This window comes from Pseudomonas sp. Van50 (genome assembly GCF_055390755.1).
Genome location: NZ_AP024343.1, coordinates 3,767,353 through 3,791,892 on the forward strand (window position 1 = coordinate 3,767,353; position 24,540 = coordinate 3,791,892).

At 63.8% G+C, this 24,540-nt stretch carries 19 protein-coding genes and 1 pseudogene; 8 read left to right on the plus strand and 12 right to left on the minus strand.

All coding sequences use genetic code 11. The features are described from left to right. Positions 1 to 524: 524 nt before the first annotated feature. The gene (locus ACZ5M5_RS15885) at positions 525 to 860 is read left to right on the plus strand and encodes a hypothetical protein (protein ID WP_464737591.1); all 336 of its coding nucleotides are present in this window, start codon (positions 525 to 527) and stop codon (positions 858 to 860) included. Between the two features lie 36 nt (positions 861 to 896). Here ACZ5M5_RS15885 and ACZ5M5_RS15890 read toward each other — a convergent pair whose 3' ends face one another. From ACZ5M5_RS15890 to ACZ5M5_RS15905, 4 genes and pseudogenes are all read right to left on the minus strand, one after another. Beyond that, a complete protein-coding gene (locus ACZ5M5_RS15890) occupies positions 897 to 3,320 on the minus strand; it encodes a TonB-dependent receptor (protein ID WP_060742283.1) in 2,424 nt (807 codons plus the stop codon). Between the two features lie 234 nt (positions 3,321 to 3,554). Further along, a pseudogene (locus tag ACZ5M5_RS15895) lies at positions 3,555 to 4,498 on the minus strand (FecR domain-containing protein). Then, on the minus strand, positions 4,498 to 5,007 hold the full coding sequence (locus ACZ5M5_RS15900; protein WP_060742281.1) for a sigma-70 family RNA polymerase sigma factor: 510 nt from the start codon (positions 5,005 to 5,007) through the stop codon (positions 4,498 to 4,500). The pseudogene ACZ5M5_RS15895 and the gene ACZ5M5_RS15900 overlap by 1 nt, the downstream one beginning before the upstream one ends. A gap of 226 nt (positions 5,008 to 5,233) precedes the next feature. After that, positions 5,234 to 5,755 (minus strand): SgcJ/EcaC family oxidoreductase, encoded by a 522-nt coding sequence (locus ACZ5M5_RS15905; RefSeq protein ID WP_060742280.1) that lies wholly within the window; start codon positions 5,753 to 5,755, stop codon positions 5,234 to 5,236. Between the two features lie 173 nt (positions 5,756 to 5,928). On the opposite strand from ACZ5M5_RS15905, the gene ACZ5M5_RS15910 reads away from it, so the two are divergent. The 5 genes from ACZ5M5_RS15910 to ACZ5M5_RS15930 are packed head-to-tail and all read left to right on the plus strand — an operon-like array spanning position 5,929 to position 11,465. Next, positions 5,929 to 7,101 carry a sensor histidine kinase gene (locus ACZ5M5_RS15910; protein WP_464737592.1) on the plus strand — a complete coding sequence of 391 codons (1,173 nt, stop codon included), beginning with the start codon at positions 5,929 to 5,931 and terminating at the stop codon, positions 7,099 to 7,101. Further along, positions 7,098 to 7,766 (plus strand): response regulator, encoded by a 669-nt coding sequence (locus tag ACZ5M5_RS15915; RefSeq protein ID WP_192260227.1) that lies wholly within the window; start codon positions 7,098 to 7,100, stop codon positions 7,764 to 7,766. Before ACZ5M5_RS15910 ends, ACZ5M5_RS15915 begins: the two co-directional genes overlap by 4 nt. Then, complete coding sequence (locus tag ACZ5M5_RS15920; protein WP_060743209.1) at positions 7,763 to 10,075, plus strand: ATP-binding protein; 2,313 nt, start codon at positions 7,763 to 7,765, stop codon at positions 10,073 to 10,075. Before ACZ5M5_RS15915 ends, ACZ5M5_RS15920 begins: the two co-directional genes overlap by 4 nt. After that, entirely contained in the window at positions 10,072 to 10,539 is a 468-nt protein-coding gene (locus ACZ5M5_RS15925) for a response regulator (protein WP_060742277.1), read from the plus strand. The genes ACZ5M5_RS15920 and ACZ5M5_RS15925 overlap by 4 nt, the downstream gene beginning before the upstream one ends. A 32-nt stretch (positions 10,540 to 10,571) precedes the next feature. Beyond that, entirely contained in the window at positions 10,572 to 11,465 is an 894-nt protein-coding gene (locus ACZ5M5_RS15930) for a helix-turn-helix domain-containing protein (protein WP_464737593.1), read from the plus strand. 149 nt (positions 11,466 to 11,614) lie between these two features. On the opposite strand, the gene ACZ5M5_RS15935 is transcribed toward ACZ5M5_RS15930, so the two are convergent. From ACZ5M5_RS15935 to ACZ5M5_RS15955, 5 genes are all read right to left on the minus strand, one after another. Continuing rightward, on the minus strand, positions 11,615 to 12,433 hold the full coding sequence (locus tag ACZ5M5_RS15935) for an energy transducer TonB (RefSeq protein ID WP_464737594.1): 819 nt from the start codon (positions 12,431 to 12,433) through the stop codon (positions 11,615 to 11,617). Beyond that, the gene (tolR, locus tag ACZ5M5_RS15940) at positions 12,430 to 12,876 is read right to left on the minus strand and encodes a protein TolR (RefSeq protein WP_060742274.1); all 447 of its coding nucleotides are present in this window, start codon (positions 12,874 to 12,876) and stop codon (positions 12,430 to 12,432) included. The genes ACZ5M5_RS15935 and tolR overlap by 4 nt, the downstream gene beginning before the upstream one ends. A 13-nt stretch (positions 12,877 to 12,889) precedes the next feature. Beyond that, a complete protein-coding gene (gene tolQ, locus ACZ5M5_RS15945; RefSeq protein ID WP_060742273.1) occupies positions 12,890 to 13,597 on the minus strand; it encodes a protein TolQ in 708 nt (235 codons plus the stop codon). Between the two features lie 64 nt (positions 13,598 to 13,661). Next, positions 13,662 to 15,578 carry a phytase gene (locus tag ACZ5M5_RS15950; RefSeq protein ID WP_464739397.1) on the minus strand — a complete coding sequence of 639 codons (1,917 nt, stop codon included), beginning with the start codon at positions 15,576 to 15,578 and terminating at the stop codon, positions 13,662 to 13,664. 205 nt (positions 15,579 to 15,783) lie between these two features. Then, positions 15,784 to 18,312 carry a TonB-dependent receptor gene (locus ACZ5M5_RS15955; protein ID WP_464737595.1) on the minus strand — a complete coding sequence of 843 codons (2,529 nt, stop codon included), beginning with the start codon at positions 18,310 to 18,312 and terminating at the stop codon, positions 15,784 to 15,786. 488 nt (positions 18,313 to 18,800) lie between these two features. Between ACZ5M5_RS15955 and ACZ5M5_RS15960 the strand changes: the two genes are divergently transcribed. Both ACZ5M5_RS15960 and ACZ5M5_RS15965 read left to right on the plus strand, forming a co-directional pair. Beyond that, positions 18,801 to 19,715: a GGDEF domain-containing protein gene (locus ACZ5M5_RS15960; protein WP_060742271.1), complete on the plus strand. Its 915-nt coding sequence runs from the start codon at positions 18,801 to 18,803 to the stop codon at positions 19,713 to 19,715. Next, the gene (locus ACZ5M5_RS15965) at positions 19,712 to 20,749 is read left to right on the plus strand and encodes an AraC family transcriptional regulator (protein ID WP_103311279.1); all 1,038 of its coding nucleotides are present in this window, start codon (positions 19,712 to 19,714) and stop codon (positions 20,747 to 20,749) included. The genes ACZ5M5_RS15960 and ACZ5M5_RS15965 overlap by 4 nt, the downstream gene beginning before the upstream one ends. 9 nt (positions 20,750 to 20,758) lie before the next feature. On the opposite strand, the gene ACZ5M5_RS15970 is transcribed toward ACZ5M5_RS15965, so the two are convergent. From ACZ5M5_RS15970 to nirB, 3 genes are all read right to left on the minus strand, one after another. After that, on the minus strand, positions 20,759 to 21,199 hold the full coding sequence (locus ACZ5M5_RS15970; protein WP_003202071.1) for a CBS domain-containing protein: 441 nt from the start codon (positions 21,197 to 21,199) through the stop codon (positions 20,759 to 20,761). Between the two features lie 180 nt (positions 21,200 to 21,379). Further along, complete coding sequence (gene nirD, locus ACZ5M5_RS15975) at positions 21,380 to 21,766, minus strand: nitrite reductase small subunit NirD (RefSeq protein ID WP_103311280.1); 387 nt, start codon at positions 21,764 to 21,766, stop codon at positions 21,380 to 21,382. Beyond that, the gene (gene nirB, locus ACZ5M5_RS15980) at positions 21,766 to 24,327 is read right to left on the minus strand and encodes a nitrite reductase large subunit NirB (protein ID WP_464737596.1); all 2,562 of its coding nucleotides are present in this window, start codon (positions 24,325 to 24,327) and stop codon (positions 21,766 to 21,768) included. The genes nirD and nirB overlap by 1 nt, the downstream gene beginning before the upstream one ends. Positions 24,328 to 24,540 lie beyond the last annotated feature (213 nt).

The window sequence follows — 24,540 nt, forward strand, 5'->3', positions numbered from 1 at the left end:
ATGACGGCAGCAAATCCAACAGGTGTGCAAACTGACCCACCGCTATCGCGAGCAAGCTCGCTCCCACAGGGGATTGAGGTAAGGCAGAGCATTTGTGTGCCCTGAAAATCCAAATGTGGGAGCGAGCTTGCTCGCGATGACGGCAGCAAATCCAACAGGTGTGCAAACTGACCCACCGCTATCGCGAGCAAGCTCGCTCCCACAGGGGATTGAGGTAAGGCAGAGCATTTGTGTGCGCTGAAAATCCAAATGTGGGAGCGAGCTTGCTCGCGATGACGGCGGCAAATCCAACGGGTGTGCAAACTGACCCACCGCTATCGCGAGCGAGCTCGCTCCCACAGTACAGCCGCCAGACCAGCGGCCCCTCCAACAGGCTTGACCCACATGCCGCCAGGCATCACATTGCCTGGGCCGGCGATAAGCTCGCTGTTTCGTTGTGCAGCAGACTTTGTGGAGCCCATGACCGCGTCGATTCCGATCCGCCCCCCTGCCCGCCCGGCGTCTGCGATTGCGGACGTGATGCCTTGTTGCAAGCGCCTGGCAGCGACCTGCGCATCCTGTGCCTGAATCGCCAGGAAGAAAAACGCCTGCTCGAACGCCTGGAGAACATCCAGAGCCTCGACGAACTCCAGCGCCTGCAACAGCGCCTGTATGAAAACCTGGGGATCCGCCTACGCGTCGAGCCCGGCTACAACGAAGTGCGGACCATGCGCGGCATCGCCATCGAATTCCAGGAACAGCCCGGCCTGTGCCGCAAGATTCGCCAGTCGATTCCCGCCGCCATCCGCCGCGGGCTGGAAAAACGCCCCGAGATCGCCTGGCGACTGCTGGATGCCCACGACCTGTTTCGCGATACCTGAACCTGGGCCGCTCCTTCCCTGGAGCGGCACATCGGCCTAGAAATCCACCGTTGCGGACAGCAGGTAGGTGCGCGGGGTCGACAACGTCAAGCCCGGCTCACTGTCATCCGATGCGCCGGCCGAACTCCAGTAGCGCTTGTCGGCCACGTTTTCGATGTTGGCCCGCAGGGTGATGTGTTTTTCATCGACTTTGAACGCGTAGCGAGCGCCTACGTCGAAACGCGTCCAGGCATCGATTTCCTTGGTGTTGGACTGGTCCAGGTACTGCGAGCTGGAATAGATGCCGCGACTGGTCAGGGTCAGGCCCTGTACCGTTGGCACATCCCATTCGGCGCCGAGGTTGACGTTGTACTTCGGCGTGGCCGGTGCGCGGTTGCCATCGAAGGTGCCGTCGGTGGTGTCAGTCAGTTCACTGTCGATGAACATCACGCCGCCGAGCAAACGGGTTCCCTTCAGCGGTTCGCCGAACACACTCAACTCCACGCCGGTGTTTTCGCGCTTGCCGTTCGGGCCGAAGACACGTGTCGTGGCGTCGGTCGCATAGGCAGGCTGCTTGATTCGGAACACGGCGGCAGTGACGGCGAACGGGCCAGCGTCATACTTGGCGCCCACTTCGACCTGGCGGCTGATGAACGGCGGGAAAATCTCATCCTCGTTCACCGACGTCGATGGCGCGATCTTGCCCTGGCTCAGGCCTTCCATGTAGTTGGCATACAGCGACAGCTTGTCAGTCGCCTTGAACAGGATCCCGCCCGATGGCGAAATCTTTTCCTCATCGTAGGCGGTGTCACCCTTGACGTTATTCGTCCAGTCATCAACCTTCACCCGTTGCCAGCGAGCACCGAGGGTCAGCAGCAAACGATCCTCGAACAGCCCCAGGGTGTCGGACAAGGCCACGCCGCTGAAGCGGTTCTCGGTGTAGACCTTGTCGTCCTGCCGGGTCGGGTTGCTCGGCGTCGGGGTCTGTACCGGGTCATACAGGTTGCTGCGACCGTTGGCGTAACGAGCGCCGCCATTTTCGAAGTCCATGTAGAAATAACTGGCCGCCAGGTTGACCTCATGGCTCACCGGACCGGTATGGAACCAGTTGCGCACTCCGGCCGTGGCCGTCCGGACATTTTCCTCCCGGGTAAAGTCACGGGGCTGGACAGTGAAGTCGCCCGCGTCGTTGGTGACCGAAACGTTGTGCCGAAGAAAGTCGTGGTCGCTTTTGCGCGCGCCGACACCGCCATACAGCATCACCGAATCGCTGACATCGAACTCAGCGTTCACCGTGCCGAAGGTGTCCTGGGTGCGCGCCTTGCTCCACGATTGGGCGTAGTTGTCGCGCACGTCGCTGGCGTGGGGGACCTGGGCATTGGCACCGACCTGCACGCGTTCCTGGGGCGCGTCAGTGTTGCGTTCGGTGTGGCCGATGTCCGTCGAGAGTCGTAGGCGTTCACCGCGAAAATCCAGGCCCAGCACCGCCATCTCGCGGTCCACGCTCTGGTGATCCCATTCCGTGTCGCCCGCCTGCTTCACACCATTGAAACGAATACCGAACTTGTCGTCTTCACCAAAGCGCCGACCGACATCCACCGCTCCGCCAAGCTGGTTATTGGAGGCATAGCTGCCGGTGAACGAGGTGATAGGCTTGTCGGTGGCGCGTTTGGGCACCACGTTGATCCCGCCCCCCACGCTGCCCCGCGGCGAGATGCCGTTGATGAGCTGGCTCGGCCCCTTGAGGATGTCGACGCGTTCGGCCATCTCCATGTCGATCGTGTACGTCGGCAGGATGCCGTAGAGACCGTTGTAGGCGACATCGCTGTTGAACAGGCTGAAACCGCGGATGGTGAACTGCTCAAAGCGTCCGCCCGCCGGGTTGGTGGTGCGGACCGAGGGGTCGCTGGCGATCAGGTCGCCGAGGGTGCGCGCCTGCTGGTTCTTGACCGTCTGGCTGGTGTAGGTGGTCATGCTGAACGGCGTTTCCATGAAGTCCCGCGAGCCCAGCAGGCCTTGCGAACCACGCCGCGCCACCTGGCCGCCGGCGTACACCGGGCTGTCCGTCGACGCCGTGGCGCCGAGAATCGAGGTGGGCGCCAGTTGCAAGCTGCCGCCTTCTGGCGCCGGCATCAGGGTGTAGGCCTGCTCCCCCACCGGCTGCAACTGCAGGCCCGAACCCCGCAACAGCCGGGCAAACCCCTCTTCCACCCCGAACTCCCCCGAAAGCCCGGCGCTGTCGCGCCCGCTCACCAAGGCCGGATCCACCGACAGGTTGACCCCCGCCAACCCGGCAAACCGGGTCAACGCCGCGCCGAGGCTGCCGGCCGGCACCTGATAACTGCGCCGGGCGGCTTCTTCGGCCAGGCTTGATGACATGAAAAATGGGCTGGCACCCAGGCTCAACATGAGGCTCAGGTTCAACAGCGGACGCCGGCCGGCAAAGGCCGGGCGCAAACGCAAAGGTACAACTGCGGACATTGGAAAGCGCTCTCGTTTTTGTTCAGTTGCCTTGAATGACAAGCGAGACAAAAAAAGGGGACAGGCCTCAGGCCTAATGCCAGTCAGTCAAGCCTCTAACCCGCGGGAGCAAAGCTTGCTCGCGATTGCGGTGAGCCAGTCGACAACGCCATTGACGGGGCTGCCGCCATCGCGAGCAAGCTTTGCTCCCACAGGTTTTGTGTCGTGTGATCCTTAACTGACTGGCATTAGGCCTCAGGCCAGATTTTTGCGAAGCGTCAACGTGACCCAGTAACGGGTGCGCATGTGCACGTCCAGCGGCAGGCTGGCCGCCAGCAGCGCGAGGATTCGATCGGTGTCGTCCAGGCGGAAGCTGCCGGTGATTCGCAGCGGTTCCAGGGTTTCGTCCCAGCGCAGCACGCCGGGGCGATAGCGGCTCAGTTCCCGCAGGAAATGCCCCAGCGGCTGATCCTGCGCCACCAGTACCCCGTCAAGCCAGCCCAGCTGTGCCACGTCGAACGCCCGCACCGGCCCGCGCCTGAGGCCTGGACGTTGACCTGCTGGCCCTCTTCCAGACTCAGCGAGGGTCCGCGCAGGGGTTGCAGGTACGCCGAACCACTGACCACCGACACCCGGCAATCGCCCTCGCCCAAGTGCAAGCAGACTTCGCCACGATGGATCGTGACGAGCCCATAGGGTGACTGAACGGATAGCGGCGTGCTCCCGGCGAGTTTGAGGGCCATCTCACCGCGCAGCAGCACCAGGCGCCGGGCCTTGAGGTCCAGGTCGATGGCGCTGTCGGTATTCAGTTGCAGCACACTGCCATCGATCAGCGACCAGCGCCGTTGCTCGCCCGTGGCGGTGTGCAAATCAGCGCGCCAGGCCTCCAGCGGCAGCTCCCGCCCCAGCAGCCAGGCGGTCGGGACCAACGCGGCGACGCCCAATGCACGCTTGAGCACAGCACGCCGGGCCAGCGCCGGACGGTCCAGGGTTGCCATGCCCAGGGACGCGGGCACCCCGGCAAAACGCTGGCGCAATCGCTGGGCCTTCTGCCAGGCCGCCTCGTGGTGAACGCTACTGTCGCGCCAGCGTTGCAGGGCCGCCGAGTCGAACGCATCCCCGTCGAATTCCATCAGGGTCAACCAACGGGCAGCCGCCCGTGCCGCTTCACGAGCCTCGGGTGATGGCGCCGAAGGCATCAGAAGTCCACCAACAGGCAATGCTCATAGGCCTGGGCCATGTAGCGCTTCACGGTGCGCTCGGACACTTGCAGGCGCTCGGCGATCTCGCGATAACCCAGGCCTTCGAGCTGGCTCCATAAAAAAGCCCGCCGCACCAAGGGCGGCAGGCCATCCAGCAATTCGTCCAGGGCTTGCAGGGTTTCCAGCAGCAGCCAACGCTGTTCCGGAGACGGTGCGCAGGCTTCAGGCAGGTTCGCCAAAGCGTCTAGATAGGCCTGTTCCAGATTGCGGCGGGTATAGAAATTGCTCAACAGGCGTTTGCCGACGGTCAGCAGATAGGCCCGGGGCTCTTGCAGGTCCGTCAAGGTCTGGGAGCTGGCCAGCACCCGCAGGAAGGTATCCTGGCGCAGGTCCGCCGCATCCCAGGCATTGCCCAGGCGCCGTCGCAACCAACCTTCCAGCCAACTCCCGTGGTCACGGTACAACGCATGGAGGGATTGCTCCGTCGGCGTAACTGCATCACACATGTCCAGAAGCCCGCGCAAAGTCTTAAATGAGACTGATTCTAATTAATGTTCGCGCGGGAATCCAAGTTGTTTATGCAAAGTGAGTCTAGAAACGGGATGCAAACCCCCTCCCCTGTGGGAGCGAGCTTGCTCGCGATAGCGGTGGGTCAGCTTGCTTCCATGGCGCTGGGTGGTCGCCATCGCGAGCAAGCTCGCTCCCACAGTCAGGTCTTTGCACGCAGTGCGATCAGTGACTGGCATGCAAGGTCTTCGGCACTTCCGGCATGGCCGAAGAGTGGTGGTTGATGATCTTCCACTGGCCATCGAGGCGCTCATAGAGGAAGGTGTAGCGCGCCTGGACCTCACGCTTGGAACCATCGGCCTGGGTGAGTGTGAAGGTATAGACACCACTGTCCATCGCCGCGTCGGGCCCCAGGTGACGGATTTCCCGGTAGTTGATTTGTCCGACCGGCTTGGCGGCCAGGAAATGCTCGAAGTAGTCCTGGATCTGCGCCGGCGTGTTGCGCACCTTGTTGGAGACGGTCGGTTGCAAAATCGCATCCGGGGCATAGAGGCCGGTCACGGCGGTGGCGCTACCGGTTTGCAGCGCGGCATTCCAGCGATCGAACAGGGCAGCGATTTCCCGGTCATTCACGTTCTTGGGCTGCTCGGCCACTGTGCGATACACATAGGGTGTGACCTCGACAGCCTGGACAAGCGGCGCACTCAGCAGGAAAAAAGCAGCGATGGCACAGGTTTTCATTTTCATCGGAAAGCTCCTTTGGGTTTCAATGAGCCCACTTTGCCGACCTTCCCGGCCCTCGCCATCGGCCAACCGGTGCCAATTGCCTATGCCATTCGGCAGATAGGCCCGGTGCCGGTGACACGGTCTAATGGCGTCACCGCGAACCGTCCGATCTTTTTCCATGCTGGAGCATCCCCATGCAAAGCCCGCCCCATGATCCCGGCAGCGCCCTGGCCATCCGCAGTCAGTATCGCCAGTCGCAAAGCCGTGCCGCGCGCCTGGGCCTGCTGCTGGGCACCGGCCACGAGCTGACGCAGTTGCCACTGCCGGCCATGCGTCAGCGTGCGCTGCAACGGGCATGCGCCTTCATGGCGATGGATCACGGCCTGCTGCTGGAATGGGCGCCGGACCACACGCTGCGCACCCTCGCCAGCCACGGGAGCGCGGAACGGGTCGACTTCCTCGCCAACCTGGCCCAGCCGCAAACGCCCGGCCCGAATTGGCTGGAATCCCCCGGCAGCGCCCTGCCCCAGGTCTTGCGCATTCCACTGCGCACCTCCGATGGCGTGACGTTCGGGGCGTTGTTGCTGGGCAACAGCGTCGCCCTCGGCGCGCCGGACAACGAAGACATCGAGTCGCTGCAATTGCTGGCGACGCTGTTGGCGGCGCACCTGGAGAACAGCCGCCTGGTCGAAGCGCTACAGGCCCGCGAGCGGACCATGTCCGAACTGGTCCACCGCTTGTTCAGCGCCCAGGAAGACGAACGCAAGCGCGTGGCCTACGACCTGCACGACGGTCTGGCGCAGAACCTGGCCGGTTTGCACCAGCGCTTGCAGGGCTTCGCCGGTCGTTGCCCGTCGCTGGCGAGCGAGTTGCAGGCCATCCTCGACCTGGCCCAAGGCTGCGTCGGCGAGGGCCGGCAACTGATCGGTGGCCTGCGCCCCCACGTGCTGGATGATTTCGGCCTGTACAAAGCCGTCGACAAGGAGGCCGACCGCCTGCGTGACGCGGGCCTGACGGTGAGCTGGGCCGAACACAGCAGCGCGCGCCTGCCGGGCAACACCGAGATCGCCCTGTTTCGCATTGCCCAGGAAGGCATCAACAACATTCTCAAGCATGCCCAGGCCCGTCATGTGGGCCTGGGGCTGGCGGTGGAAGATGGCCACGCCAGCCTGCGGGTAGAAGACGATGGCCGTGGCTTTGCCCTGGAGCAACCCATCGAGACCAACGGCAGTTGCCACCTGGGGCTGGCCGCCATGCAGGAGCGCGCCAACCTGCTCGGTGGCCACCTGGCCTGTCGCAGCCAACCCGGCGGCGGCACCTGCTTGCTGGCCAGCGTGCCGCTACCGTCCGCCGGAGTACAGCCATGAACCGTCCTTTGCGCCTGCTGCTGGCCGATGATCACGAAGTCACTCGCACCGGGTTTATCAGCATGCTCGCCGACAGCCCGGGGTTCGAGGTCGTCGGCCAGGCCCGCGACGGCCAGGAGGCCCTCGACCTGTGCGAGCGGCTACAGCCGGACATCGCGATTCTCGACATCCGCATGCCCGTCCTCAACGGCCTGGGCGCGGCGCGGATCCTGCAGCAGCGCCAGCCCGGGATCAAAGTGGTGATCTTCACCATGGATGACAGCCCCGATCACCTCGAAGCCGCCATCGGTGCGGGCGCGGTCGGCTACCTGCTCAAGGATGCCAGCCGCGATGAGGTGCTCGACGCCCTCAAACGGGTCGCCCAGGGCGACGAGGCGCTGAACAGTTCAGTCAGCGCGCGCCTGCTGCGCCGCATGACCGAGCGCGGTGCCAGTGGCGCTCCTCAGGTCCAGGCCCTGACCGCCCGTGAGCGCCAGGTATTGGGGCTGGTGGCCGGCGGCTTCAGCAATCGTGAAATCGGTGAAAAGCTGGGCATCGCACCCGGCACGGCCAAGGCCCACGTCGAGCGCGTCATCGGCAAACTGGGCGCGGCCGACCGGACCCAGGCCGCCGTGCGCGGCGTGGCCCTGGGGCTGGTGGCGCAACCCGCCGGGCAATGGCCATGAGGTTTCTCGCCGCCCGCCGCTGGGCCGACCTGCCGTTGCGAGGCAAGGCCCTGGTGGTGATTTCCCTGCCCCTGGTGGTCCTGCTGCTGTCGCTGGTGCTGATCTACATCACCGAACGGCAGACCGCACGGGCCGAGGAGGATGTGCGCCGGGTACTGCTCGTCCAGGGTGATATCCAGACGGTCCATACCTTGCTGGCCGAGGCGGCGGCCAGCGTGCGCGGTTACCTGCTGACCCGGCGCGAAGATTTCCTGCCCAGCTACGAACAAGCCACGCCGCTGATCCGTGCGGCGTTGCAGCGCCTGGACCACAACATTCGCGATGCCAGGATGCGCGAGCACCTCAAGACCATCACCCCGCTGATCGCCGACAAACTCGACGGTTTACTCGCCTTGCGCAACGGCAAGCGTGACGACCCCGAGGCCATCACCGCGATCCTGATCGAAAACAAGCAGGTGCTGGATGTGCTGCGCGAGCAGATCAGCGCGATGCGCATACGCGAGGATGGCCTGCTCGCCGAGCGCAGTGCCGCCGCCTCGGCCACGCGCATGCGCCTGCTGTTCGCCACGTTGCTGGCGGCGGTGTGCGGCTTGCTCGGGGCCATTGTCGCGGTGCTGTTTCTATCCAAAGGCATCGTCGCCCGGGTCCAGCAGGTGCAAGGCAACGCCCAGCGCCTGGCCTTGGGCCAACCGTTGTTGCCGCAACCGCCAGAGCAGGACGAAATCGGCCAGCTCGGCACGCGGCTGGTGGAGGCCGGGCAGTTACTCGCAGAACGCGAGCGGGCCCTGCGCGATAACGAGGAGCGCTTGCGGCTGATCATCGACGGGGTGAAGGACTACGGGATCTTCGCGCTGGATGCCCAGGGCTACGTCACCACCTGGAACGCCGGCGCGCAGCGGATCAAGGGCTACACCGAGCAGGAAATCCTTGGCCAGCACTTCTCCCTGTTCTACTTGCCCGAAGAATGCCCGGCGCACCCGGACATGGCCCTGCGCGAAGCCACCCGCGACGGCCACTACATGGAAGAAGGCTGGCGTTGTCGCAAGGACGGCAGCCGTTTCTGGGCCAGCGTGGTCATCACTGCCCAGTACGATGGCACGGGCGCCTTGCGCGGCTTCTCCAAGATCACCCGCGACATCACCGACCGGCGCGCCGCCGAAATCGCCCTGCGCACCGCCCGCGAAGAAGCGGAAAGCGCCAGCCGGGCCAAGAGCGAATTCCTTTCGCGCATGAGCCACGAACTGCGCACGCCACTGAACGCCATCCTGGGTTTCGCTCAACTGCTGGACATGGACTCCACCGCCGGCCAGCGCCCCCAGGTCAGCCACATCCTGCGGGCCGGCCAGCACTTGCTGGCGTTGATCAACGAGGTGTTGGACATCGCCCGGATCGAGGCCGGACGCCTGCCCCTGAACATCGAGCCGATCCCCCTGGCGACGGTGCTGCACGAAGCCTTGACGCTGGTTTCACCCATGGCCGCCGACGCCGGGATCCACTTGATCGACCTGCCTGCACTGCCCGACGACAGCGGTGTGCTTGCCGACCGCCAACGCCTGGTGCAGGTACTGCTCAACCTGTTGTCCAACGCCATCAAGTACAACCGGCCCGGCGGCGAGGTGCGCATCGAGGTGAGCGTCCAGGCCCACCAGGTGAGCATCGCCGTCCACGATACCGGCCATGGCATCGCCCCTGAACAACTGGGCCAGCTGTTCAAGCCCTTCGAACGCCTGGGCGCCGACCCGCAGGTCGAAGGCACCGGCCTTGGCTTGTCGTTGAGCAAGAACCTGCTGGAGATGATGCAGGGCAATCTGCAGGTCCACAGTGAGCCCGGGCACGGGTGCTGTTTTACCCTGCAACTGCCCGCCACCCAGGTGGTCGGCACGCACTTGCCGCCCATTGCCGCCCTGGCCGTGACGCGCACCCCCGTGGATTACCACGGCAAAATCCTCTGCATTGAAGACAACCTGTCGAGCCTCGCGCTGATCGAGACCCTGATGCAGCGCCGTCCCGGCATCCAGCTGTTATCGAGCATGCAAGGCCAGATGGGCCTGGACCTCGCCCGCCAGCACTCGCCGCAACTGATCCTGCTGGACGTCACCCTGCCTGACCTGGAAGGCCTGGAGGTCTTGCGGCGCCTGCGCCAATCCCCGGCCACTGCGGCCACGCCGGTACTGATGATCACTGCCGATGCCAGCGACCTGACCCATCGCGCCCTGCGCGACGCCGGGGCCACGGCGATCCTGACCAAACCTATCCATATCCAGGCCTTTCTCGGCCACCTCGAGCACTATCTACCGGAGCCCGCATGAATCGCGACTTGCGCATTCTGATCGTCGACGATCAGCGCCCCAACCTGGACCTGATGGAGCAACTGCTGGCCCGCGAAGGGCTGCACAATGTACTGAGCAGCACCGAGCCCTTGCGTACGCTCGACCTGTTCAACAGCTTCGAGCCGGACCTGGTCATCCTCGACCTGCACATGCCGGCATTCGACGGTTTTGCCGTGCTGGAACAACTGAACCGGCGCATCCCGGCCAACGACTACTTGCCGATCCTGGTCCTGACCGCCGACGCGACCCGTGACACCCGCCTGCGGGCCCTGGCCCTCGGCGCCCGGGACTTCATCAGCAAACCCCTGGATGCCCTGGAAACGATGCTGCGCATCTGGAACCTGCTGGAAACCCGGGCACTCTATAAATCGTTGCGCGAGTTGATCCCGTCCCAGCAGATCGAACTGTTGCGCCAGCACCGTCCCGCCGCCGACCCGGTCTAGTCCGGCGGCCATTTCATCAAGGCCATCGAAGCATGGAAGTCACCGAACGAACATCGGCAAACGGCCTGCAAGGGCACATTCGCGGCGAACGCCTGGCCACCTCCGACGGCGTATCGAGCAAGGAGATCCTGGTGGAGATCTTTGTCCGTGAGCGTTGCGAAGCCCACATCGTCGTGCCAGCGGTGGCCGAGCCGTTGCTGGTCTGGGTGTTGTCCGGGCAAGCCATTGTCGAGGAGCGCACCGCTCATGAGCCGTGGGAAGCGAACACGGTGGGCCGCGGGGATTTTTTCCTGACCACCTCCCCTGTGCCTTATGAAATGCGCTGGCAAGTGACCAGCCCTGAGCCGTTCGTGGTCATGCATGTGTATTTGGGCCTGGCGTTGCTGGAGCGCGCCATCGCCGAAGCGGGCGGCGGCGCGATCCAACTGCGGGAAGTCTCAGGCGGGCGGGATGAACTGCTCTCGGCCTTGCTGGAACAGATCCGAGTGGAGCTGACCCGACGCGGTGAAACCAGTGCCTTGCTGGTCCAGGGCGTGGCGCAATGCGTGGCGGTGCACCTGGCGCGGCATTATGTGGATGCCGGGGCCGAGGACATGTCCGGCCGCAACGCCCTACCCGCCTTCAAACTCAAGCGGGTGATCCAGTTAATGGAACAACACCTGGCCGAACCCTTCAACCTCGGTGACCTGGCCCGGGCCATCGGCCTGAGCGAATACCACTTCAGCCGCCTGTTCAAGCGCGCCACCGGGCGTTCGCCCTCGCAGTACTTCATCCAGCTGAGAATGGCCCGGGCCCGGCAACTGCTGATCGAAACCGAGCGCAGCGTCATCGATATCGGCCTGGAGGTCGGCTATGGCAGCGCCAGTCATTTCTCCCAGGTATTCCGTCGCGAAGTGGGCGTGGCGCCGAGTCATTACCGCAAGTAAAAGCCGATGGCGCCACAATGTGGCCGCACACAACCCCTGTGGGAGCGAGCTTGCTCGCGATGGCGTCAGCCCCGTCAACACTGATGGCAACGGCTCCACCGCTATCGCGAGCCAGCTCGCTCCCACAGGTATTTCTGCCAGGCCTGTATTCATTTGATCCGGTAATGAAAGGTATTGCGCACCGCCGGCACCGTCACCGCCTTGCCATCAATGATTCGCGGCTGATAACGGAACGTCTGGGCGGCGGCGAGGGACGGGCGGATGAACAGCGGGTGGCAGCCGTCGAGCACCTTGGGAGTGTCGATCCGCCCGTCCGGCATCACGCTGTACTCCACGGTGCAATCGCCCTCCAAGCCCTTGTCCAGGGCCCGTTGCGGATAGTCCGGCGCTTGCTTGCTCAGCGGCTGATAGCTGCGGCTGTCGGTGGCGACCTGGCGCGCCTGCTCGGCGTGGCGTTGCTCGGCGAGTGCTTGCGCCTGCCGGGCCTGGCGCTGTTGTTCGGCTGCTTGCTGCTCGGCGTCTTGCCTGAGCCGCTCACTTTCCAGGCGTTCACGCTGCTGCTGTTGCACCTGTTGCTCGCGTTTTTGCTCCTCGACCCGTTTGCGGGCCAGCGCCGCCTGTTCCAGCTTCTGCGCCGCGGCTCGCGGGTCGACAAGCGGCTTGGTGGGAACAGGAAGTGGCGCTTGCGCGGGCGGTGCGGGTTCGGCCACGGGTGGTACAACAGGGATGACAGGCGCCGGTGCAGGCGCCTCGGGCACCGGTGCGGCCGGCAACATCACCAGTTGCGTACGCAACACCCGCGGCGTCTCGGCGGCGGGCTTCTCCACGCTCCACCCCAACACCAACAACGCAGCTATCGCAGCGTGCAGAGCCACGGCCAGTCCCGCCGCCAGGCTGTTTCTCCAGAAACCGTGGCGGCTCAACGCGGGTACGCTCAAGGCGGGACTGTGCATGATCATCGCCGTCATTGCGGCGCCTCGGTCACCAGCCCCAGGTTACTCACGCCGCCCTGCTGCAGGGCGGCCATGGCCGCGACGACCCGGCCGTAATCGGCATGATCATCGGCTCGGATGTACACCTGGGTGTCGCTGCGCTCAGCCACGACCTGCGCCACCTTGGCGCGCATCTGCTCCAGGTCCACGGCGCTGTCGGTCTGGTGGCGGGTGTCCAGCTCACCGCCCAGGTTCCAGTAGTAACCGCCTTCGGCCTTTACCGACAGGGTGAGGATTTGCTGGCGACTGTCGGTGGCCAGCGCTTCGCTCGCGACCTTGGGCAGTTCGATCTTCACACCCTGGGTCAGCATCGGCGCGGTGACCATGAAAATCACCAGCAGCACCAACATCACGTCGATGTACGGCACCACGTTCATCTCGGCCTTGGGACCGTGCTTGCGTTGGGGCTTGACGAGCATCTGTCCTCTCCTTTCAAGCGGCCGAGGCCAGGTTCACCGGGGCGCCGTGCAGCTTGCGGTGCAGACGCGCCTGCAGTTCGTTGCCAAACCCGTAGTAACGGGTCAGCAGGGTCTGGCCGCGGGCGGCAAAACGGTTATAGGCAATCACCGCCGGGATCGCCGCGAACAAGCCGATGGCCGTGGCGATCAGCGCTTCAGCGATGCCCGGTGCCACGGTGGAAAGGCTGGCCTGTTGCACCTGGGACAGGCCGAGGAACGCATTCATGATCCCCCAGACCGTGCCGAACAAGCCGATGTAAGGGCTGACCGAGCCGACGGTGGCGAGAAACTGCAAACCTTTCTCCAAGTGCACTTCCTGTTCGCTGATCGCCACCTGCAGCGAACGCTCGACGCCTTCGAGCACCACCTCGGGCGTACAGGAGGGCTGGTTAAGCTGAGTGAAGGCCAGCAAGCCTGCCTGGAAAATCGGCGTGACGCCGCCCTCGTCTTCACGTATTTGTGCGTGTTCCCGGTACAGGGGCAACAGGTCCTGGGTGCTGCGAAAACGTTGCATGAAACCATTGAGCTGACGCTCGTTGCGTTGCAGCACGGCACTGCGCTGGATGATCAGGTACCAGCTCAATAGCGAGGCCAGCAGCAAGGTGAGCATGACCGCCTTGACCAGCAGACTCGCGTCACTGATCAGGCCCCAGATTGTCATGTGTTCCAAAGTGGCTTGCATGGGTAGAACTCCTGTCTGGCTGCTATTCGATGAAATGTTCGTGACCGGTTGATGACAGTGCCGCTCAAGGCAGACGCAGGGCTTTCGCTACGTCGGCCCAGGGCACGAACTTGAAGTTCTGGGTCTGTTCGGGCATGCGCTTGCGGCCGTCCTGGACCACCAGCATGCCCTGGCTCCAGGGCCCGCCGAGGTTCACCGAGGTCACTTCCAGGCCGTCGGTCTCCGACGCGCCATCAATGCCCGCCGCCGCGTTCAGACCGACCCGGAACGCGCCCCGCACGGCGAACGGAGGCTCGGCATCGAGCACCAGGTAGCTGTCGTTGCCTTGGCTGGAGATCACCAGGTAGTCGCGACCCTTGGCCTGGTACAAGGCCATGCCCTCGACGTCAGCGTGCAACGACGGGCCAACCTTGATCACACTGCTCAAGGTCGCCGGCTGGTCGGCCCGGGCATCCATCGTCCAGACACCCACGTCTTCCTCTCCGAGAAACAAGCGCTGGCGCTGCTCATCGGCCACGCAGCCTTCGGGCTGACTGTCGACGCTGAACTGGCGCACCAACTGGCCTTGCACCACGCCGTCCGGCGCACTCAGGCGATATTGTACAAAGCGCCCGTCCTTGCCGTTGGCGAAGGCGTACAGCTCACCTTCGGCGGGCTGGAACAGGCAGATGCCGTAGATGTCTTTCAATGGCGTCGCAATCTCCCCCGCTTCGCGCAACTCGCCACTGGCGGGGTCGATGCTGAACAGGCTCAAGCTGTTGCGATCACGGTTGCTGGCCACCGCCAGATCGACGGTTTGCGTGCCCAGCTTGAAGTTCGCCCGCACATCGACGTTGTTCAGGCGCCCGACCGGCAACTCCTGCAGCAACTTTCCTTGCAGGTCGTAGGCCAACAGGCCTTGCTTTTTGTTGGTGCCCAACACCCGGCTCAAGCCCCGCGTGGTCGGATGCACCCAGATCGCCGGATCATCCGCGGCGTCGCCCTGGCGGGCCACCGGCTCGCTCTGGGCGATGGCAGCCACCGTGGGCAGTACCGGCGGCAAGGGCATGGGCGTGGGTTGCCAGTTGAGTTCTCCCTGATACAGGCGCCCGTCGTCATCGTCGCGCAGCAGCACCTCGATACCGGTTTTCGTCCGGCGTGCCGCCAGGCTTTCCGGTTCCTTCAGGCCCGGCAGCGACAGCGTGGCGCGGGGTGTCCAGCCTTTGCCGTCCTGTTCATACAGGTGCAATTGCACAGCCTCTGGATCGAGGCCCAATACGCCACCGGGCAATACCGCCAAGGCGCCGGCCGCCTGCTGGATGTCGCCGAACGGTGCACGCATCGCCACCGGCACCCGCACGGTCTCAGCCTCGGAGGATGCCGGGTAGGCCCACCAGCCGATCCGCTCTTCGTTGACAAACAATTGCTGGCTGGCGTCCTGCACTTGGCAGGTCTTGGCGTCCGGCGGCAGTGGCAAGCCACGCACCCGTTGGGCGGTCGCGCCCAACCGCTCGCCGGCACCCACCAGCCATTGCTCGCCCTTGCCCTCTTCCCCCACCAGGAACACAAACAGGTTGCTCGCCTCGTCGCGGTACAGGCACAAGCCGTTTACCGGGAAGTCTCGCGTGGGCAGGTACAGCGGCGTGCCCCACTGATGGTTTTGTGGGTCGAGGCTGACGACCATGGCTTGCTGGCGCTCGCTGTCGAGGCTGGCGACCAGCACGTTGGCGCCCAAGAGCCGACTGTCGAGGCCCTCGAAGGCACCTTTCAGGCGCGTCAGCTCGCGCCCTTGGTCATTGAGCAAGAACAGACCTTCGCGGGCACTGGCCAGTCGCTCGGTGGTTGCAGCGCCAGGCAGGAATGCCAAGGCGTTGAGAGACAGCGCCTGGGCTTGAGGCCAGGGTTGCAGTTTTAGCTTGGGCGCTGAAGCAGCTGCCAGGGCGGCGGCTGATGCCAGGCTGAGCGCCATCGCCAGTAGGCAGCGCTTGGGTAAGGAAAACATCTTGTTCAACGGAAAAATCCTTGTCGTTCAGTCAGACTCAAACGGGCTTGTTGCTCACTTCTATTGCCAGGGAATTCATCTGTGGGAGCAAAGCTTGCTCGCGACGAAGGCAACGCGGGTCTCCCGGGAATCGGGGCGCCTGCATCGCGAGCAAGCTTTGCTCCCACAGCCAAATCCTCTTGCCACAAGTGATCAAGTTCGCGAATCAGAAATGGGTAAAGGTCAGCCCCAGCTTGTACGTCGGGCCGTACTCTTCGTACTGGCCGTTATAGGAACGGTGGCCGGTGTAGACGAAATACGACTCGTCGGTGAGGTTCTGGGCCTCGAGGCTGACTTGCAGGTTCTTGGTCAGCGAGTAACGCGCGCTGAAATCGACGAAGGTCTGGGCGTCTACGTGCAGGTCATGGTCGCGGTCGCCGATGGACGCCAGCTCGAACAGGTACGCTGACTTGTAGTTGGCCGACAGCCGCAGGCTCAGCTTGTCGTTTTCCCAACCCAGCATCAGGTTGCCGACCGTGTCCGACTGGTTCGGCAGATCAATGCTGCGCTTGCGCTGGGTACCGCTGGCCTGGTCGAAACCTTCGATCTCGGCGTCCGAACGGCTGAAGGTGGTGTTGGCCCCCAACAGCAGCCCGTTCCAGGGGGCCGGCAGCCAGTCGAATTTTTGCGAGTAGGCCAATTCCAGGCCGTACAGCTTGGCGCTGTCGCCGTTGGCGTAGCTGTGGGCTTCTGAAAAATCGGTCCAGGCGCCCGTACCGGCCAGGTCGGTGTTGTAGACGAAATGCTTGATGTCCTTGTAGAACACGAAGGCCGAGACCGTGCCGGCGTGGCCCATGAAATGCTCGATCCCCAGGTCCAGGTTGCTCGATTCCAGCGGCTTGAGCTCCGGGTTGCCGAAAGTGGCCTCGTCATCGTCGATGACAAAACCTGGCGCCAATTGCCCGAAGGTTGGACGCACCACGGACTTGGTCCAGGCCGCACGCACCTGGGTGTTCTTGTCCAATTGGTAGCGCGCGTGCAGGCCCGGCAACCAGTGGTGATACTTGCGACGGGTCTCGGTATCGGTGAAGACGCCGTCAGTCGCGCCGCTGCCCTTGGCTTCGAATTCGGTACCTTCGTAGCGCATGCCCGCGATGAAGCGCCAGTCATCGATGTCGACGGTGTTCATCAGGTACGCGGCATTGATGTCCTCGCTCATCTTGAAGTCGTTGACTCGCGACTCTTGTTCGTCGAAAAACTCGTCGCGGTTCAGGCCGCCCAGCAACTGCTTGATGGCATCGGCGCTGATGCCCGGGCCGAAGCGACCGAGACGGTAGTCCACGGTGCCTTTCTGGAACCGCCCGAGGTTCAGCTGCTCGTCGGTGAAACCCAGGTCGTCGAAATCCTCGTAGACCCAGGCGTCCAGGTCGTTGTCCTTGTCCCGCCGGCTGACTTTGCCACCGAATTTGACTTGGGACGCATAGCCGCTGAAGTCATAGTCCCGAGCCAGGTCCAGGCGCAGGTTCTTCTCGGTGTCGGTGGTCTTCTGCGCTTCCCAGTCCACCTTGTCGAGGCTGAAGTTGGCCGGATCGTAGAACCCCGAGCCGATGATCGGCCGCGGCTTGTCGTTGTCGTAGAAACCACCGTTGAAACCATCGATGCCTTCGAAGGTAGCCCCGGCAATATGACCGGGACTGTCTTCACTGGATTGGCTGTAGCCGCCCTGGCCACTCAGGGTCCAGAGACCGAACAGGCGCTCGCCACCGAGTACGTAGGATTGGATTTCCTGGGTTTCTTCACGTTGCTTGAGCTTGCGCTCGCCCTCGGCGTCCCCCAGTTGACCGGCGGCTTGCGGGTCTTCAAAGGCGATGCTGGCGGCGTTGCGGGTTTCGCTGTCCTTGTAGCGGCTGTACAGCGTGCGCAGGTAATAGCTGCTGAAGTCATCGGGCTTGTAGTCGAAGTTCAAGCCGCCACCGGCCCGCTCGCGGCGGATGTCGTAGTCGCGCTGTTCGAACTCTTCGAGGCGTGAGCCCTGCGCGAAGTCCCAGGCACCGCCGGTTTCGACGTTGTCCGAACCGAAGTCGCGCTTCTGCCAGCTCAGCGCCGCGGCCACGCCAAAGTTGTCGATACCATCGCCAAGGCTGAAACGGTCGCTGATGGCGCCGGAGAATTTCGGGCTGGTCTGGCTGGTGTTCTTGTCATAGCTGGCTTCGCTGCTGCCGGTGTAGAACAGCCCCTTGTGGTCGAAGGCCGAGAGGCTTTTCACATCCACCGTGCCGCCCAGGGAGTTGGCGTCCATGTCCGGCGTCAGGGTCTTGATCACCGACAACGATTGCACCAGTTCCGAGGGCAACACATCCAAGGCAACGGCGCGACGCTCGCTTTCCGGAGCCGGCACCAGGGTGCCGTTGATGGTCACGCTGTTGAGGTCCGGCCCCAGGCCACGCACGCTGACAAACCGGCCTTCGCCCTGGTCGCGCTCGACGCTGACACCGGGCAGGCGCTGCACCGCTTCGGCGACGTTTTCATCCGGCAACTGCGCCACGCCGTCAGCATGCACCACGCTCTTGATGCTGTCGGCGCTGCGCTGCTCCTTGAGGGCCTGGTCGATACTCGCCGCCTGGCCGACCACTTCAACGTGTTCCGTGGCGCCGGCCGCTTGCTCGGCGGCACTCAGTCGTTCGCTGGCAATGGCCATCGCCAGCGCGGTGAAGGTGAAACCGACGAGCCCGGCGGTGCTTGTGCGGTGGTACATGGTGATCCTCCCCAGGAATCCGGAAATCCGCCAGGCAGTGGCCCGGCAACTGGGAGGGCACGCTAGGGGTGGGGAATGACGGTTCTGTGACAGGGGTTGGCCGGAGGGGCTGCAATCGGCTGATTTAGCGGGGTTGGCGAGCCGGAATGAGCTGAAATGACCTGCTGGAACCACGCTCGGAAACTCCGTGGCGAGGGAGCTTGCTCCCGCTGGGGCGCGCCCGTAGGAGCTGTCGAGTGCAACGAGGCTGCGATCTTTCCCCAATCACTTGAATCTCAAGCGAAAAATCAAAAGATCGCAGGCTTCGCCAGCTCCTACAGAGTCGAGCGGGAGCAAACTCCCTCGCCACAGGGGCAGTGTTGTCGCAAAAAAACCGGATGACCGATGAGCTGATTCGACCTCCCCCACCCCGTTACCCGCCGTCACCGCACTGTCACATCCATCTGCTGTGCTGGGCCGCATTCCGCTTCTGGCAAAGGACTTCGGCCATGTTCTCCGTGCTTCGCCCGCACCGCTTCAAACTCGCCCTGCTTCTGCTGGCGGCCAACCTCGGGCTGATCCTGCATTTGGCCAGCGGCGAACTCAAACCCATTGCCGAATGGGTCTGGCTGGATATTCTCGGCGAAGGTGGCTCGGCGTTGCTGGCGCTGGTCTGGCTGGGGCTGGTATTGAAAAGCCGCCCGGCCGGGCGGGTGACCAACTACCTGGTCCTGGGCCTGGGCTGCATCTTCTTTTCCTGGTGGATCGACAGCCTCGACGAATTCATCCGCTTGCCCGACAGCATCACTTGGGATCACTGGCTCGAATCCGGGCCCATGCCGGTGGGCATGATCCTGCTGACCCTCGGCATCTATCACTGGCACCGCGAACAGCTGGCGATCAACGGGCAAATGGAGAAGCGCGAGCGACTGTTCCGTGAGCACCGCCTGTTCGACAAGCTCACGCCGTTGGGGGGCGCCGACTTTCTCAAGCACGAACTGTCCGCCAGCCTGGAAGACACTCGGCGCCGCCAGCAGCCACTGTCGTTGCTGGCCCTGGATCTGGACAACTTCACCGCCATCAACCAACGCTTCGGCCACGGCGAAGGCGATGCGGTGCTGCAAGCGATCAGTCAGTTGCTGGTCTTGAACCTGCGTCGCCAGGACCTGCTGTGCCGCCTGGCCGGCGATCGCTTCGTGGTGCTGCTGCCGGACACCGGCGAGAGCCAGGCCCGGCGCCTGGCCCTGGAACTGGAAATCGCGGTGCGCAGCCTGGCCCACAAGACCCGGCAACACGGCGAGCGCTTGCAACTGGCCGCCAGCACGGCGGTGGTGATGGCGTTCGACGAAGCCCCCGACGCTTTGCTCAAACGCCTGAACCTGGCACTGGCCCAGTCCCGGACCACGCTGGCGAAAAGCGCATGACGCTCAAGACCTGCTGGTACGAAACCGACAGCCGCTTCATTCCGGGGCACTATCAGCCTGCCGCGCTGATCGACCTGGCGTTGTCGCGGGACATCGACAGCCATCGCCTCCTGCGCGGCACCGGATTGTTCCATGACGATATCCTCGCCGGACAGAGCCGCATCAGCCCGCAGCAATTCCTCGGCCTGATCGACAACAGCCGGCGCCTGCTGGATGCCAGCGACAGCAGCTTCCTGTTTGGCCAGCGGCTGTTGCCCGGCCACTATGGCCCCGCGAGCCACGCCTTGCGCCACGCACAGAATCTGCATCAGGCCCTGCAAAGCCTGATCGACCAGCAGGCGCTGCTCAGCCCGTTGGCAGCCCCGCGCCTGTTGCTGGACGAGCATTACGCCTATGTCCATTGGCTGGACAGCTGCGGTGCCGGGGAACAATGGCGCTTCGTGCTGGAGGCGAGCATGACCTCGATGGTGGCGATGAGCGCCTGGCTCAGCGGTGAACGCCTGCCCTGGCAGTGCAGTTTTCGCCACAGCGAGCCGCGCTACGTCGAGCAGTATTGGGTACACCTGGGCGAGCACACACAATTCGACCGCCCCCTGGACCTGATGCGCCTGCCCCGCCACTGCCTCGCCCAGCCCTGGCCCAACGTGTCGGCCACCGCCGGCCAGGTGGCACGGGTCGAAGCCCTGGACCAGCTCAACCAACTGGGCTTCGCGTCAAGCTTCCTGGATTGCCTCTACGACTACCTGCACGCCCATGTGCAGCAGACGCCAAGCCTGGAACAAACCGCCCAGGCCTTCGCCATGAGCCCGGCGACCCTCAAGCGCAAGTTGCACAAGCACCACACCGGGTTCCAGCAACAGGTCGACCGGGTGCACACCCACGTGGCTTTGTATCTGTACCAGGTCAAGGGGTTCAGCAACGAGGAAGTGGCGCAGTACTTGCGCTTCAACGATACGGCGAACTTCCGTCGCTCGTTCAAGCGCTGGACCGGCAGCACGCCGAATCTGATCCGGCAGTTGCTGATGCTGGGCTGAACGGTGGGCTCAGTGCCCGCGAATGTAGTGTTCCAACTGCCGGATCAGGTCCGCCTGCTCGACAATCGCCTCTTTCACCAGGTCGCCAATGGACAGCAGGCCGATCAACTGCCCGTTATCCAGCACCGGCAAGTGCCGCAAGTGGCTGTCAGTCATGACTTCCATGCAGCGGTCGATGCTCTGCTGGCTGTCTGCGGTGACCACCGGGGCGCTCATGATGGTGCGCACCGTCGTACCCACCGACGACCGCCCCTTGAGCACCATCTTGCGCGCGTAGTCCCGCTCGCTGAACACGCCTACCACCTGGCCGTCCTCGATCACCGGCAGCGCGCCAACATTTTTTTCGGCCATGATCTGCAGCGCTTCGAGCACCGTCTGCTCCGGCGCGATGCTGTGGACCTGCTGGTTCTGCACACTCTTGAGTCTCACCAGTTGGGCAGCGGTTTTCATTGTTCATCCCCACATTCAGCCAAAGGCCTGTTCGAACATCATGCTGTCAGTTAAAACATCCCCTGTGGGAGCGAGCTTGCTCGCGATAGCGTTGGGTCAGCAGCAGGCTTGTCGACTGATGCACCACCATCGCGAGCAAGCTCGCTCCCACAGGTTTTCATTCAGCTTTCAACTCACGGATCAGTCTTCGCCAATCTCCACCACATCGCCATTCAAGCGCACCGGCCACACCCGCAGGCTTTGTTCCGGGTACTCCAGGCAATGGCCGTCTTCCAGGCGAAAATGCTGCTTGTACATCGGCGAGGCAATCACCAGGTCACCCTTGATGCTGCCCAGCAAACCGCGGCCGATGACGTTCGCACCAGACTTGGGGTCGCGGTTGTCGATGGCGTACAGCGGCCTGTCCTCATGTTCCGGCAGATAGAGCAACGCCACTTGGCTGCCGTCGTGCCAGGCGACCACGCCGGAGTTGGGCACCAGGTCGGCGCGGCTGCACAGGGCGCGCCACTGCAAGGGCTCCTGGGCGACATCGCGGGCGGGAATACGAACGACGTTTGACTGGCTCATCAGAGCACCTCCTCGGTAACGGGAATCAGGTGGAGTTCATGGGCGTGAACCGGTCGACGCTGGCCGCGCTCGCGGACGAAGTGAACGTCCGGATCGCCGCGCTTGTCGTTGACGAAGGTGCGGAAACGCTTGAGTTTGTCCGGGTCCTTCAAGGCGTTGGCCCATTCGCATTCGTAGCGGTCGACCACCAGTTGCATCTGGGCTTCAAGCTCGGCGCCCAGGCCCAGGCTGTCGTGGATAATCACGTCCTTGAGGTAGTCCAGGCCGCCTTCCAGGCTTTCGCGCCAGACCGAGGTCCGTTGCAGTTTGTCGGCGGTGCGGATGTAGAACATCAGGAAACGGTCGATGTAGCGGATCAGCGTGGCATCATCCAAGTCCGTGGCGAACAGCTCGGCGTGACGGGGACGCATGCCGCCGTTGCCGGCCACGTAGAGGTTCCAGCCCTTCTCGGTGGCGATCACGCCGACGTCCTTGCTCTGGGCCTCGGCGCACTCGCGGGTGCAACCGGACACGGCGAACTTGAGCTTGTGCGGCGAGCGCAGGCCTTTGTAGCGATCTTCGAGGGTCAGGGCCATCTGCACACTGTCCTGCACGCCGTAGCGGCACCAGGTGCTGCCCACGCAGGATTTCACCGTACGGGTGGATTTGCCGTAGGCATGGCCGGTTTCGAAACCGGCTTCGATCAGCTCGGCCCAGATGTCCGGCAACTGGTGCAACTGGGCGCCGAACAGGTCGATGCGCTGGCCGCCGGTGATCTTGGTGTAGAGGTCGTATTTCTTCGCGACCACGCCGATGGCGATGAGTTTGTCGGCGGTGATTTCCCCGCCGGCGATGCGCGGCACCACCGAGTAGGTGCCGTTTTTCTGCATGTTCGCCATGAAGGTGTCGTTGGTGTCCTGCAGCGCCACCAGGGATGGGTCCATGATCGGCTGGTTCCAGCACGACGCCAGGATCGAGCCCACCGCCGGCTTGCACAGGTCGCAGCCGGTGTGACCACGACCGTGCTTGGCCAGCAGTTCTTCGAAACTGATGATGCCTTCAACGCGCACCAGCGCATACAACTCCTGGCGGGTGTAGGCGAAGTGTTCGCACAGGCTCTTGTCGACGCTGACGCCACGGGCAATCAATTCGTGCTCGAACACTTGCTTGACCAGGGCCGCGCAACCACCGCAACCGGTACCGGCCTTGGTGTCGCATTTGAGCTGGCCGAGATCGGTACAGCCGCCGTCGATGGCCGAGCAGATCGAGCCCTTGGTCACGTTGTGGCACGAGCAAATCGTCGCGGTTTCGGGCAACGCCGCCGGGCCCAGGGTCGGGGCGCCTTCGGACGATGGCAGGATCAGGCTGGCGGCATCCTTGGGCAAGGCGATGCCGTTCTGCATGTATTGCAGCAAGGTGTCGTAGTAGCTGTTGTCCCCCACCAGCACCGCGCCGATCACGCGCTTGCCGGCGGCGTCCACCACCAGCCGCCGGTAGCTGGCGCTGGTTTCGTCGATGAACTGGAAGCTGCGCGAACCTGGAGTGTTGCCATGGGCATCGCCGATGGAGCCGACGTCCACGCCCAGCAACTTGAGCTTGGTGGACATGTCGGCGCCGGTGAAGGCTTCAGCGCTTTCGCCGCACAGCCGGGCCGCGACGTTGCGGGCCATCTGGTAGCCCGGGGCGACCAGGCCGAAAATGCTGCCGTTCCAGGCTGCGCATTCGCCGATGGCGTAGATGTCCGGATCGCTGCTCTGGCAATGATCGTCGATCACCACGCCGCCGCGCGGGCCAATCTGCAGGTCGCTCTGGCGTGCCAGGGCATCCTGGGCGCGGATACCGGCGGAAAACACGATGAGGTCGGTTTCCAGGAAATCGTCGTCGCCGAAATTCATCCGATAACGGTACTGCTCACCGGCGCTGATGGACTGGGTACCCTTGGACAGGTGCACGCCGACGCCCAGGCTTTCAATGCGCGCCTTGAGGGCCAAGCCGCCCTGGGTGTCCAACTGTACTGGCATCAGCCGTGGCGCGAATTCCACCACATGGGCTTCCAGGCCCAGGGTCTTGAGGGCGTTGGCCGCTTCCAGGCCCAGCAGGCCGCCACCGACCACCACGCCGCGGCGGGCATTGCTGGCAGCGGCGCGGATCGCATCCAGGTCTTCGAGGGTGCGGTAGACCAGGCAAGAGTCACCCTCGGCGCCCTGGATCGGTGGCACGAACGGGTAGGAACCGGTGGCGAGCACCAGCTTGTCGTAGCTGAGGCGCTCCCGGGCAGTGACGACCTGCCGCGCCTGGCGGTCGATTTCCAGCACGGGTACGCCCAAGTGCAACGTGACGCCGGGGGTCTGGTACAACGACGCTTCGCCCAGGGCCAGGGACTCGGCATCACGCCCGGAGAAGTACTCGGACAGGTGCACGCGGTCGTAGGCACGCATCGGCTCTTCGCTGAACACATGCACGTGGTAATGATTGAGGGCACCGCGTTCGATCAGTTGCTCGACGCAGTGATGGCCGACCATGCCATTGCCGATCACGATCAGCGTTTGCAGCTTGTTCAGAGAAGCAACGTTGGAATTCATAAAAAGCACCCGACAAAAGCCCATCACGATTTTGAAAGCAAAAAAAAGACGCCTGAAACCTTGCGGTTCCAGGCGTCTTTGCCTGTTCTGTGCGGTATCGGCCCGGCGACTGCGCCCTGACCTACCGTTGTCCCCCGGCCTGCTGGCGCTCGATCTTCGTTGACCGACGGGGCTGCCCACTCGACTGTGTTCACGGTGGGCCTGAATAGCCTC